This window comes from Microbacterium sp. Y547, assembly GCF_057669785.1.
This window is the reverse complement of record NZ_JBYHFN010000003.1, coordinates 247,966-260,180: the sequence shown is the minus strand read 5'-3', so window position 1 is coordinate 260,180 and position 12,215 is coordinate 247,966. Positions and strand designations below refer to the sequence as shown.

The 12,215-nt window shown below is 67.2% G+C and carries 11 protein-coding genes; 6 read left to right on the top strand and 5 right to left on the bottom strand.

Translation table 11 applies throughout. The features are described from left to right. The 5 genes from AC25Y0_RS06570 to AC25Y0_RS06550 all read left to right on the top strand — a co-directional run bounded on the left by AC25Y0_RS06570 (window position 1) and on the right by AC25Y0_RS06550 (window position 5,444). Entirely contained in the window at window positions 1–1,128 is a 1,128-nt protein-coding gene (locus AC25Y0_RS06570; RefSeq protein WP_488122044.1) for a hypothetical protein, read from the top strand. 11 nt (window positions 1,129–1,139) lie between these two features. Beyond that, window positions 1,140–2,213, top strand: coding sequence for a non-hydrolyzing UDP-N-acetylglucosamine 2-epimerase (gene wecB / locus AC25Y0_RS06565; RefSeq protein WP_488122045.1), 1,074 nt, complete (start codon window positions 1,140–1,142; stop codon window positions 2,211–2,213). Next, window positions 2,213–2,914 carry a cytidylyltransferase domain-containing protein gene (locus AC25Y0_RS06560; RefSeq protein ID WP_488122046.1) on the top strand — a complete coding sequence of 234 codons (702 nt, stop codon included), beginning with the start codon at window positions 2,213–2,215 and terminating at the stop codon, window positions 2,912–2,914. The genes wecB and AC25Y0_RS06560 overlap by 1 nt, the downstream gene beginning before the upstream one ends. A gap of 101 nt (window positions 2,915–3,015) precedes the next feature. Further along, entirely contained in the window at window positions 3,016–4,308 is a 1,293-nt protein-coding gene (locus AC25Y0_RS06555; RefSeq protein ID WP_488134404.1) for a nucleotide sugar dehydrogenase, read from the top strand. Window positions 4,309–4,334: 26 nt separating this feature from the next. Then, a complete protein-coding gene (locus tag AC25Y0_RS06550) occupies window positions 4,335–5,444 on the top strand; it encodes an acyltransferase family protein (protein WP_488122048.1) in 1,110 nt (369 codons plus the stop codon). On the opposite strand, the gene rfbD is transcribed toward AC25Y0_RS06550, so the two are convergent. From rfbD to rfbA, 3 genes are read right to left on the bottom strand one after another with little or no spacing between them, the layout of a single operon-like run. Next, window positions 5,433–6,854 carry a dTDP-4-dehydrorhamnose reductase gene (gene rfbD / locus AC25Y0_RS06545; RefSeq protein ID WP_488122049.1) on the bottom strand — a complete coding sequence of 474 codons (1,422 nt, stop codon included), beginning with the start codon at window positions 6,852–6,854 and terminating at the stop codon, window positions 5,433–5,435. The genes AC25Y0_RS06550 and rfbD overlap by 12 nt on opposite strands. Beyond that, window positions 6,854–7,852, bottom strand: a complete 999-nt coding sequence (gene rfbB, locus AC25Y0_RS06540; protein ID WP_488122050.1) for a dTDP-glucose 4,6-dehydratase — start codon at window positions 7,850–7,852, stop codon at window positions 6,854–6,856. Before rfbB ends, rfbD begins: the two co-directional genes overlap by 1 nt. Further along, on the bottom strand, window positions 7,852–8,721 hold the full coding sequence (gene rfbA / locus AC25Y0_RS06535) for a glucose-1-phosphate thymidylyltransferase RfbA (protein ID WP_488122051.1): 870 nt from the start codon (window positions 8,719–8,721) through the stop codon (window positions 7,852–7,854). The genes rfbB and rfbA overlap by 1 nt, the downstream gene beginning before the upstream one ends. A 121-nt stretch (window positions 8,722–8,842) precedes the next feature. Here rfbA and AC25Y0_RS06530 point away from each other — a divergent pair, with 121 nt between their 5' ends. Beyond that, window positions 8,843–10,777: a DUF6541 family protein gene (locus AC25Y0_RS06530; RefSeq protein WP_488134403.1), complete on the top strand. Its 1,935-nt coding sequence runs from the start codon at window positions 8,843–8,845 to the stop codon at window positions 10,775–10,777. Here AC25Y0_RS06530 and AC25Y0_RS06525 read toward each other — a convergent pair. Beyond that, a complete protein-coding gene (locus AC25Y0_RS06525; RefSeq protein WP_488134402.1) occupies window positions 10,752–11,735 on the bottom strand; it encodes a glycosyltransferase family 2 protein in 984 nt (327 codons plus the stop codon). The genes AC25Y0_RS06530 and AC25Y0_RS06525 overlap by 26 nt on opposite strands. Beyond that, window positions 11,728–12,177 (bottom strand): GtrA family protein, encoded by a 450-nt coding sequence (locus AC25Y0_RS06520; protein ID WP_488122054.1) that lies wholly within the window; start codon window positions 12,175–12,177, stop codon window positions 11,728–11,730. The genes AC25Y0_RS06525 and AC25Y0_RS06520 overlap by 8 nt, the downstream gene beginning before the upstream one ends. Between the last annotated feature and the right edge of the window lie 38 nt (window positions 12,178–12,215).

The window sequence follows — 12,215 nt, the reverse complement described above, 5'->3', positions numbered from 1 at the left end:
GTGAAACCTCTCGCTCGTGCCGCGGGCTCACAGACGGCTGCGACCAACCAAGCGTACCCGGGGTCGCATCCGCACGAGACAGGGGCGAACCGGCGGCACCGGCCTCTTCATGTCGTGCTGCGTGCCGACGCCGGCCGCACGCAGGGCACCGGTCACGTCATGCGGTTGCTGACGCTCGCCGAGGCGCTGCTGGCACGCGGGCACCGTGTGACTCTGGCGACAGCGGAGATCGAGATTCCGTGGCTTTCGGCGGCTGTGACGGCGTCGCGAGTGGATGTTGTCGACTCGCCGCGCGACGAGATCGACATCGAGGCTCTGACGGCGCTCGAGCCGGACTGGGTGGTCGTGGACAGCTACCTCGTGCCGGCCGACTCGGTATCCGCGTTGAACGACGTCGTGCCCGTGCTGCTCCTCGCCGACGGAGACGCCAGAGGTGCACGAGCATCGCTGTATCTCGATCAGAACCTCGGCGCACCTCTTCTGCCCGGCGCAGATGCGCAGGCGCAGTTGATCGGGGGCGAGTTCGCTCTTGTGCGGCGTGCCATCCGTGAGGTGGCACACCCCGACCCCGCCGAGATCCGGCATCGACCGCCCGAGATCGTCGTGGTGCTCGGGGGAACCGACCCCGATGATCGGACGGTCGAGGTCGCTCGCGCGTGTGTCGCTCTCGTCGGTCGCGCCGCCTTCACTTTCGTGGCACCCGTTCGTCAGCATCACCGGCTGAACGAACTCGGCGGCGAGAGCGCGCTGTGGCGCGTGCTTCCCCCGACGCCCGAGCTGCCCGCTCTGCTCGCACAAGCCGACGTGACGATCTCGGCCGGAGGAACGAGTGCGTGGGACATCGCCACGATCGGAACGCCGAGCCTTCTGCTTGCGACCGTGCCGAATCAGCAGGCCTCGCTGGCCGCGGCCGTTTCGGCCCAGATCGCGCTCGGCTTCGATGTCGTGAACTCGCCACCGGCCGCGGACGAGATCGTGCGGGCGGTGGTGCCCCTGATCGACGATGAGGCGCTTCGTCGCCGACTCGTGTCTGCCTGCCGCGACCTGTTCGACGGTCGTGGTGCCGAACGTGTCGCCGTCGCGCTGGAAGAGCGAAGCCGCCCCAGGCGTGCAGACCCGAACGCGTAGACTCCATGTCCGTGAAGGTGATGAGCGTCGTCGGCGCGCGCCCCCAGTTCGTGAAGCTCGCACCCATCGCGCACGCGGCAGCTCGCGCGGGTGTCCACCATGTCATCGTCCACACGGGGCAGCATTACGATCCGCTCCTGTCGGACGTCTTCTTCCGGGATCTCGATATTCCTGCGCCGGATGTGCACCTCGGCGTGGGGTCCGGCTCGCACGGCGTGCAGACGGGCGCGATGCTCGGCGCGTTGGACGCCGTCATCCTCGAGCATCAGCCGGACTGGGTTCTGGTCTACGGCGATACCAACTCGACCCTGGCGGCCGCGCTGAGCGCGGTGAAGCTGCACTATCCCGTTGCTCACCTGGAAGCGGGTCTGCGATCGTTCAACCGCCGCATGCCCGAAGAACACAATCGTGTCTTGACGGATCATGCCGCAGACCTCCTGCTCGCTCCCACCGAGGTCGCACTCTCGCACTTGGCGGATGAAGGGCTGTCCGACCGGGCAGTGCTCGTCGGTGACGTCATGACCGACGTTCTGTATGCCGTGCGGGATTCGGTCCGCGCCACGCCGTCGGCGCTGAGCGAGTTCCAGCTCGAAACCGGCGGCTTCTACTTGGCGACGATCCATCGAGCCGACAACACGGATGACCCGGTCCGCCTTCGGCAGATCGTGACGGCGCTTTCCGAGCTCGACCGTCCGACGGTCCTCCTGGCGCATCCTCGCGTGCGGGCGCGAGCGCGGGAAATGGGCGTGGAACTGGCTCAGGGATCGCTTCGCGTGTCCGATCCGCTCCCGTACGCCGAACTGATCTCGATGGCACTGGCCTCGGCGGGTGTCGTGACGGACTCGGGCGGCCTGCAGAAGGAGGCATTCCTTCTGCGGGTGCCGTGCACGACGGTGCGGACCGAGACCGAATGGACCGAAACCGTCGACCTGGGCTGGAACCGCCTTGCCCAGACTGCCGACGAGATCGCTGCGGCGGTCATGAGGCCGCGCCCGGCGGATACGACAGCTGAACCCTACGGAGACGGACACGCTGCCGATCGGGTGATCGCCGAACTCGACCGCGCCGCGGGGTCGAGGTCCTGATGGTCTTGGCTCTCGTTCAGGCCCGCATGAGTTCGTCGCGTCTGCCGGGCAAAGTGCTGGCTGACCTCGACGGCGAGCCCATGATCGTGAGGCAGCTCGCCCGCATCGCCCAGGCCGAGACGGTGGACCGGACCGTGGTCGTCACTTCGGTCGACCCGAGCGACGATGTGCTGGTCGAAGCTCTCTCATCGCGAGGGGTCGAGGTCTTTCGCGGCGCGCTCGAAGACGTGCTCGGACGCTACCTCGCCGCGGCGGAATCGCTCGGCGCAGAACGCATCGTGCGGTTGACGGCCGACTGCCCCCTGACCGACCCCGACGTGATCGACGCCGTCGTGCGCGCCCACGACGAGCGCGAGGTCGACTACGCGTCGAACGTCCTTCAGCGCACCTACCCGCGCGGACTCGACGTGGAATCGGTGACCACAGCGGCACTGCGGCGAGTGGCCGACGTCGCGACGGAGCGGGAGCGCGAACACGTCACCCTGGGCATCTACAGTCGCCCGGACCGATTCACCTTGACCTCGGTCGTTCAGGCTGAGGATCGCTCCGACCTGCGGTGGACGGTCGACACCCCCGCCGACCTCGCGTTCGTGCGGGAGGCTTACGCGCGACTGCGGCCCGCCGGGGGCCTGTTCTCGTCAGCGGACATCTACGAGCTGGTGAGTCGCTTCCCCGAACTCGACCATCGCGAGGCGTCCTAGCTGTCGCGGCGCGCATCTCCCCGATCTTTCTGAAGAGGCCGGCGTCTGGTCCGGATACGGGCATACCCGACCCGATCCCGTGCCGCAATAGACTGGAACCCATGCGCATCGCCGTTGTGGCCCTCGGAAAGATCGGCCTTCCCCTCGCTGTACAGTTCGCCGACTCGGGGCATGAAGTCATCGGCGTCGACGTCAACCCCGCGACCGTCGACAGCGTCAACGCGGCGCGCGAGCCCTTCCCCGGCGAGGCGCACCTGCAGGAGAAGCTCAGCCACGTCGTCCCCGCCGGTGGCCTGCGCGCCACAACGGACTACTCCGAGGCGATCCCGGGCGCTGACGCCGTCGTGGTCGTGGTGCCGCTGTTCGTCAACGACACGACGTGGGAGCCCGATTTCGCCTGGATGGATTCCGCCACGCGCTCCCTGGCCGAGCACCTCACGCCGGGCACACTCGTCTCCTACGAGACGACCCTTCCGGTCGGAACCACGCGCGGTCGCTGGAAGCCCATGCTCGAAGAGGGATCGGGTCTCGTCGAGGGCGAGGACTTCCACGTCGTCTTCTCACCCGAGCGGGTGTTGACCGGTCGGGTGTTCGCCGACCTGCGCAAGTACCCCAAGCTCATCGGCGGTCTGTCGGAGGAGGGCGCCCAGCGTGCCCGCGAGTTCTACGAGGCCGTGCTGCAGTTCGACGAACGCGACGACCTTCCCCGGCCGAACGGCGTATGGGACCTCGGGAGCGCCGAAGCGTCCGAGATGGCCAAGCTCGCCGAGACGACCTACCGCGACGTCAACATCGGGCTCGCCAACCAGTTCGGGCTCTTCGCCGCTCAGCACGGCATCAATGTCTACGAAGTGATCGAGGCCTGCAACTCGCAGCCGTACAGTCACATCCATCGTCCCGGCATCGCGGTCGGCGGCCACTGCATCCCGGTGTACCCGCGCCTGTACCTCGCGACTGATCCGGACGCCGACATCGTGCGCACGGCACGCATCCTGAACGCCTCGATGCCGGAGCGCATGGTGGCCCAGGCCGAGGGCATCCTGGGATCGCTCGACGGACTTCGCGCCGTCGTGCTCGGCGCGTCGTATCGCGGGGGAGTCAAGGAATCGGCTTTCTCGGGTGTCTTCCCGACCGTCGAAGCGTTGGCGTCGCGCGGAGCCACGGTGACCGTGCACGATCCGCTCTACTCGGACGACGAGCTGCGCGCACTCGGCTTCGAGCCGCACACGCTGGGCGATCCCGTCGATCTCGCCGTGCTGCAGACCGACCACGCAGCGTACCGGTCGCTCTCGCCGGAGCAGCTCCCGGGCATCCGCCTGATGGTCGACGGACGTAACGCGACGGACGCCGCTCTCTGGGCGGGCATCCCGCGGATCGTCGTCGGCTCCGCCTGACCGCCGCCGCTCGACCCGCCGACGACGTGCCCTCTGTCATCCGTGAGACGGCCGAGCGGACGAGCCGTATCGACTGGGTGGACACGGCCAAGACGATCGCGATCGTCCTGGTGGTCGTCTATCATGTCTCGGGCTGGCTCTTCGGCTTCATCTTCGAAGGTGCAACCCACCCCCTTGCAGCTGCGTGGCGCACACTCAGTGTGGCGCTCGTTCCCGTGCGCATCCCGCTCTTCTTCCTGGTCTCGGGACTTCTCGCCACCCGCGCTGTCCACCGCAGCTGGCGAGACCTCGGCCGGACCCGGCTGCTCGACCTGCTGTGGCCGTTCTTCATCTGGACGCTGCTCATCTCGCCCTTTTGGAGTCTTCGCCTGCACGCCGAAGGCTCGCCCCACCTCCGCCCCCTCGCGGACGCGCTCGTCTTCGGTGCCGGCCACCTCTGGTTCCTCCCGGCGCTGATCGTCTTCCTCGTCATCGCGAAGCTCGCGCGGGGCTTCCCGGTCCTCGCCATCGTGTCGACGGCTCTGCTCGCCTATGTGCTGCGCGGCCCCATCATGGCCTGGGCGAACGAGTCTCTGTACCCACCGCTCGCGCTGGATCTTTCGCGCTGGACGGTCTTCCTCGTGTGGTTCCTCGTGGGCTGTTTCGGTCACCGCCTCGTGATCCGCGCCGGCAGACACCCGATCTTCTTGGTCATCGGGCCGTCGCTTGTTTTCGGCGCGATTCTCCTCGCGGACGGCATCCCGCTGGGCGTGGCCAAGGCGCCCTTGCTGAGCATCTCGGGCGTGGGCGCGGTGATCGGGATCAGCGTGCTGATGAGCCGCTCACGTCCGGTGCGAAGACTGTCCCGGTACCTCGCATCGCGCACCCTGGCGATCTATGTCGGTCACGCGTTCCTTGTGGAAGTGCTCGCCGCCGGACTCATTGCGCTTCGACAGGTGTGGCCGGGGTTCGCCGTCGACTCGTCCGCAGTGATCGTCCTGTTCGTGCCCGTGACGACCGTGCTGCTCGTCTGGGCGAGCACCGCGATGCACGACTTCGCGATGCGTAGCCCGCTGCGCTGGCTTTACCGTCCACCTGCATGGGGGGAGCGACGGCGCGAGACCGACCTCGCCCGCCATGAGAGCTCAGCGGCGTAGCCACGCCCCGAGCGCATCGCGCGCATCCGCCGGTGTGAACCCGGTCGCTTCGATCTTCGCGATGTCGAGCACACTGTTGCGCGGCCGGGGAGCGACGGGCATCCTCGCTGACGCGAAGTAGTCCTCGGTGGAGCACCCGGTCACACGACCGGGATCGTGACCGGTCAGTGCGAAGACCAGACGGGCGACGTCGGCCCAGGAGGTCGGTTCGCCCGCTCCCGTGAGGTTGTAGGTGCCGTATGGAGCATCGGTCTCGACCAGATGGCGGATGCCGCGGGCGATATCGCTCGTGAAGGTCAGACGCCCGACCTGATCATCGACCACCCGGGGATTCACATCGTCGGCTGCCAGGCGCGCCATCGTCCGGACGAAGTTGCCCCCGTCGCCGATGACCCACGAGGTGCGCACGATGTACTGACGCGGCGTGACGCTGACCGCGAGATCGCCCGCCGCCTTGGACTGCCCGTAGACGCCGAGTGGACAGAGGGCGTCGTCTTCGCGGTAGGCGCCGGGGGCGCTGCCGTCGAAGACGTAGTCGGTCGAGACATGAACGAGGACGATGCCGTGGCGCGAGGCGACACGGGCCAGCGTGGCGACGCCGACGGCATTCGCGGCCCACGCGTCACGGCGCCCCTGGTCGGTCTCGGCGAGATCGACCGCCGTGTACGCCGCCGCATTGATGATCGTGCCGTACTCGCGCCAGCGGCGGGCAGAATCGATGTCCGGCGAGGCCAGGTCGAGGTCAGCTCGCGTGGCGTACTCGATGTGCGCGGCATCCCCGAACTCGGCGCGAAGCGCCTGCCCCAGCTGGCCGGCAGCCCCCAGCACGAGGATCTTGCGCGGCGGGATCGGTGTCACCTCGTCCAGACGCGGGTGCGCAGTGTCCTTCGCAGAGATCTCGGCGTCTTCGAGCGGGATCGGCCACGAGATTGCGGCGGCCTCATCGGCGAGATTCAGGAACGAGTACGCCGCGGCGGGCGACCAGTGGTCGTTCACGAGGTACGTGTACGCGGTGTCGGGCTCGAGCGTCTGGTAGGAATTGCCGACACCCCGCGGCACGAAGATGGCGCGAGACGGGTCGAGCTCGGTCGTGAAGACCGCTCCGAACGTCGGCCCTTCACGGAGATCGACCCACGCGCCGAAGATCCGCCCCGTCGCGACGGACACCCATTTGTCCCACGGCTCGGCGTGGATTCCGCGGGTCGTGCCGACGGCGTCGTTGAACGAGATGTTGTTCTGCACGGGCCCGAAGTCCTCGAGGCCGAGCGACGTCATCTTCTCGCGCTGCCAGTTCTCCTTGAACCAGCCGCGCGCATCGCCGTGGACCGGCAGGTCGAACACGATGAGCCCCGGAATCGGGGTCGGAGTGACCCGCAGTTCCTTCCCGAACTCCACGTCGTCGACCGTCATCACTGTCCCTTGGAGGCGTAGAACGCTTCGACACCGTCTTTCGCCGGCGCCCACCACGATTCGTTGTCCTGATACCACTGGATCGTCGCGGCCAGTCCCGTCTCGAAGTCGCCGTACGTCGGCGTCCACCCGAGTTCGGTGCGCAGCTTCGTGTAGTCGATGGCGTACCGCAGGTCATGCCCGGCGCGGTCGGTGACGTGATCGTATGCGTCCTGAGGCTGCCCCATGAGCCGAAGGATGAGTTCGACGACGTCCTTGTTGTTCTTCTCGCCGTCTGCCCCGATGAGGTAGGTCTCGCCGATGACTCCCTTGTCGAGGATCGTCAGCACCGCCGACGAGTGGTCGTCTGCATGGATCCAGTCGCGTACGTTCTCACCCTTGCCGTACAGTTTCGGACGGATGCCGCGGATGACGTTGGTGATCTGCCGGGGGATGAACTTCTCGACGTGCTGGTACGGCCCGTAGTTGTTCGAGCAGTTCGAGATCGTCGCACGCACGCCGAAGGATCGCACCCAGGCGCGGACGAGCAGGTCGCTGCCGGCCTTGGTCGATGAGTACGGGCTCGACGGGTTGTACGGCGTCTGCTCGGTGAAGCGCTCCGGGTCGTCCAGCTCGAGGTCGCCGTAGACCTCGTCGGTCGAGATGTGATGCAGTCGGCGGTCGTGCTTGCGCGCGGCTTCGAGGAGGGTGTACGTGCCGACGATGTTCGTGTCGAGAAACGGTCGCGGGTCGTGCAGCGAGTTGTCGTTGTGCGATTCGGCGGCGTAGTGCACGACGGCGTCGACCTCGCTGAAGAGGTCGTCCACCAAGGGGGCGTCCGTGATGTCGCCGAGCACGAAACGCACTCGGTCCTCGGGCAGCCCGGCAAGCGAGGCGCGGTTGCCGGCATACGTCAGCTTGTCCAGCACAGTGACGTGGTGATCGGTGTGGGCGACGACGTGGTGCACGAAGTTCGAACCGATGAACCCGGCTCCGCCGGTCACGAGCAGCTTCGACATCAGCGCCCTCTTTCCAACGTCGCGAGCAGATAGGTTCCGTACCCCGACTTGACGAGCTTCTGCGCGCGCTCGCGGAATTCATCGTCCGAGAGGAAGCCCTGTCGCCACGCGACCTCTTCGGGCGCCCCGATCTTCATGCCGGTGCGCCGCTCCATGGTTCGGACGTAATCCGCGGCATCGGTCATCTGGTCGAAGGTGCCGGTGTCCAGCCACGCCGTCCCGCGGGGGAGCACCTCGACCGACAGGGCGCCGCGTTCGAGGTAGGCGCGGTTGACGTCGGTGATCTCGTACTCGCCGCGAGCGCTCGGAGTCAGCGATCGAGCGATCTCGACGACGTCGTTGTCGTAGAAGTACAGACCGGGAACCGCGTAATTGCTCTTGGGCTCGGACGGCTTCTCTTCGAGCGAGACCGCGGCGCCGGACTCGTCGAACTCGACGACGCCGTAGGCCTGCGGGTCCGAGACCCAGTAGGCGAAGACCGCGCCGCCCTGGATGTCGGCGAACCGGGACAGTCTCGTGCCGAGCCCGGGCCCGTACAGCAGATTGTCGCCGAGGACGAGAGCGACGTTGTCGTCGCCGATGAAGTCCGCCCCGATCGTGAACGCCTGCGCGAGGCCGTCGGGCGAGGGCTGCTGCGCGAACGTGATCGAGACCCCGAACTGGGATCCGTCTCCGAGCAGTCGCTCGAAGTGGGCCGCATCGTGCGGAGTCGTGATGACGAGGATGTCACGGATGCCGGCGAGCATGAGCGTCGACAGCGGGTAGTAGACCATCGGCTTGTCGTACACCGGCACGAGCTGCTTCGAGACGCCCAGGGTGATCGGGTGCAGTCGAGTGCCGGAGCCACCAGCGAGGATGATGCCTTTCATCTGCCCATCGTGACACAGCGGTAGACTTGCCCGTTGCCTTGCCCGCCGAGCCGAAAGGCCCGAGGAGTCCCCGTGAATATGATCGAGACCTGCCCAGGCGACCGAGGGGCTCACTGCTGACATGTGGTTCGCTCAGTGGGGGTCCGTGCTCGTGGTGTTCGGCGTCCTTTTCGCGCCAGGCCTTCTGATCGGAGCGCTCCTGCGCTTGCGCGGCTTCGCGCTCGCCGCGGCCGCGCCCCCGCTCAGCCTCGCCGTGATCGGTCTGACCACGATGGTGGCGGTCGTCGTCCCCTTCCGCTGGTCGCTTCTCCCGGTGGCGGTCACGACCGTCGTCGTCGCCGCTGCGGCCTGGGTGATCGGGCGTCGCTTCGTGCCCGTGCCCGCCGCGTCGCCCGCGGTCCACTGGTCGCGGCGGTGGGCGCCGTGGATCGCCGTCGCGCTCGGAGCAGCGCTGCTGATCCCGCGGCTGCTCACGGTGTTCGGCGACCCGGAGTCGATCTCGCAGACGTTCGACAACATCTATCACCTGAACGCCGTGCGGCACATGCTCGATACGGGCGCCGCGGCCCCGACCGAGCAACTCATCCCGGGCTTCTATCCCAGTCTCTGGCACGCGGTGACCGCGCTCGTCGCGGGGCTGACGGGCGCCTCGGTGGCGGCAGCCACGAACCTCACCGCCCTGCTCGTCGCCGGACTGGTCTGGCCCCTCGGCTGCGTCTATCTCGTGCGCCAGATCTCGGGACGACAGCCCGCACCGCTGCTCGTCGCCGGAGTCCTCGCCGCGGGCATGGCCGGTTTCCCGCTGCTCATGCTCGATTTCGGGGTGCTGTACCCGAACGTCCTGTCGATCGCGCTTCTGCCTTCCGTGCTCGCGGCGCTGATCGCGGTGGCGCGCGTGGGCGCCGACCTCGGCGGCAGTCGTGTCGTGGCATGGGTGCTTCTGCTGGCGTGGATCCCCACTCTTGCTCTCGCCCACCCCAGCACGCTCATGGCGTTCTTCGCCATCGGGTTCTGGCCGGCCGCTGCCGCGGGCCTTCGGTACTTCCGCAGTGCACGCGAACGACCACGTGTGCGCGTGTGGGCCTCAGTGCTGCTGTGGGCGGCGGGCCTGGCTGTCGTCGCCGCGATCCTTATCGTTGCCCGTCCCACGATGGAGCAGGCGTTCTGGGGTCCCTTCACGTCCTTCGGCGGCGCGGTGGTCGAGGTGCTCACGAACTCGCACAAGGGATTGCCTGTCGAGTGGGCGCCGACGCTCCTCATGATCGTGGGGATCATCGTCGTGCTCGTCGGGATGCGCTCGAAATGGTGGCTCGTCGCGGGCTGGGCGACGCTCGCCGTCATCTATGTCGTGGGCGCCGCCGCCCCGTACGGTCTTCTGCGCTACGGGCTCACCGGAACCTGGTACAGCGACATGTACCGTGTCATGGCGCTGTTCCCGGTCGTCGTGATCCCCCTCGCGGCGGTGGGCTTCGGCGCCCTGGTCACCATGATCACCCGATACACGCGTTCGCGCACCCAGCAGGCACGGCTGCGGAACGAACTCGCGATCACGGGCATCCTGGTCGTCGGAGTGATCCTCGCCACGCAACTGAGCGCACCGATGGCTCGTTCGACCGCTGCCGCGCGATGGATGCACACGATCTCGGACGACTCGCCGTTGCTGACGCTCGAGGAAGTCGCGTTGCTGGAGCGGGTCGCCGACCATGTTCCGGAGAACGAAGTGATCGTCGGGAGTCCCTGGACCGGCACGTCGCTGGCGTATGCGATCTCCGATCGCCGAGTGCTGATTCCGCACATCTATCAGGAGCTCGACGCCGACATGACGACGATCCTTCTCGGGCTCAACCGTGCGCAGGATGATCCCGAAGTGTGCGCGGCGCTCGAGAGGACAGACACGCGCTGGGTACTCGATTTCGGCACGCGAGAGATCCACAATGCCGAGCATCCCTACCCGGGTTTGGACGACCTCGAGTCAGCCGGGGTGGTCGAACTCGTCGACAGCGAAGGCGACGCGGCCCGCCTCTATCGGATCACCGCTTGTCAGGCTCCGCGCTGAGATCGCGGTAGGGCTGCAGGTCGGGCCGTGACGGCGTCAACTGGATATCCAGTTGCAGCGCTGTCAAGAGCATCTGCGATCCGATGACGAGCGGAAGCGCCGCCAGCATGACCGTCGCCGCGGTGGCCACGACCGACGCCGCGATCTGGAACATGACCCAGATGCTGAACCCGAGCCCGAACGCCACGAGGAAGAGCCCAGCGAAGAGCAGCAGAGCGATCGGCGAGAATGACCAGAGCACGTAGCGATACCAGATCCGCGTCCAGAATCCGACGGTCAGTCGGTGCATGAGCTCGGGCACGACCTTGCTCAGCCGGATGCTCGACACCTCATCGCCGTAGACCGCGGGGATGGGCACGTCGGTCGCCGAGACCTGCAGGATGTTCAGGTGGATGAGGAGGTCGTTCTCGAAGCTGTAGCGCTTGGCCACACGCTCGAGGGGCACTCGGCGCAGCACCTCGGTGCGGACGGCCGTGTAGCCGTTCTGCGGGTCGAAGAGGTTCCAGTAGCCGGAGGCGAACTTGGTCATGAACGACAACATGATGTTGCCGAGCACGCGGTACCGCGGCATCCCGGCGAACGACTCCGGCGCGTAGAAGCGATTCGCCTTGGCGAAGCCGTAGCCGTCGTCGGTCACCTTGTCCAGGAGAGAAGGCAGGTGCGCGGGATCCATCTGTGCGTCACCGGCCATGATGACGTCGATGTCGGCGCCCAGTCTCATCGCTTCGGTGTGGCCGGTGATGATCGCGCCGCCCACGCCCTGATTGACCTCGTGGCGGATCAGTGCGACCCGCGGGTCGTCGACGCGTCGGACGACGCCGCTCGTGTCGTCGGGACTGCAGTCATCGACGATGACGATGTGGTCGACGAAATCGGGCATGGTCTCGATGACCTGCGCGATCATCTTCTCTTCCCGGTAGGCCGGTACGACTGCCGCGATCGTGGCGCCCTTATACATCGTGATCGTCCTTCGTGTTCGTGGTGCCCGGTCGTGCGAAGACCCAGAAGCGGTAGGCGAAATAGTTCCATACCGTCGTCGCTGCGACCGCGACGACCTTGCCGATCACCCACGGAACGCCCAGCGCGGCGAACCCCGCAACGATACCGGTGGTCGCCACCGTATTGAACGCGACGAGCAGGGTGTAACGACCCACGCTCGGCGCGACCTTCGCGTCAGAGCTGAACGCGACGATCCGCTGGAGCGAATAGGTCACGACGAAGCTGGCAAGGAATGCGATCGGCGTGGCGATGGCCAGCGGCACATGGAACGCATCGTGCAGCAGCCACAGCAGGCCGATATCGACGAGGAAGCAGAACCCGCCGACGACCAGGTAGCGCACAGCGCTGTTCGCCCACAGGCGCGCGAGCAGGGTCGAACGCGCGGGCTGGGTGGGGGGCACCCGCCAATCTTGCCAGAGCGAGCCTGTGCCGGAACCGG

Excerpts from the sequence above, each read along its gene's own strand:
- AC25Y0_RS06560 (WP_488122046.1), top strand. The coding sequence starts at position 2,213 with ATGGTCTTGGCTCTCGTTCAGGCCCGCATGAGTTCGTCGCGTCTGCCG.
- AC25Y0_RS06555 (WP_488134404.1), top strand. The coding sequence starts at position 3,016 with ATGCGCATCGCCGTTGTGGCCCTCGGAAAGATCGGCCTTCCCCTCGCT.
- AC25Y0_RS06525 (WP_488134402.1), bottom strand. The coding sequence starts at position 11,735 with ATGTATAAGGGCGCCACGATCGCGGCAGTCGTACCGGCCTACCGGGAA.
- AC25Y0_RS06530 (WP_488134403.1), top strand. The coding sequence starts at position 8,843 with ATGTGGTTCGCTCAGTGGGGGTCCGTGCTCGTGGTGTTCGGCGTCCTT.
- rfbA (WP_488122051.1), bottom strand. The coding sequence starts at position 8,721 with ATGAAAGGCATCATCCTCGCTGGTGGCTCCGGCACTCGACTGCACCCG.
- rfbB (WP_488122050.1), bottom strand. The coding sequence starts at position 7,852 with ATGTCGAAGCTGCTCGTGACCGGCGGAGCCGGGTTCATCGGTTCGAAC.
- rfbD (WP_488122049.1), bottom strand. The coding sequence starts at position 6,854 with ATGACGGTCGACGACGTGGAGTTCGGGAAGGAACTGCGGGTCACTCCG.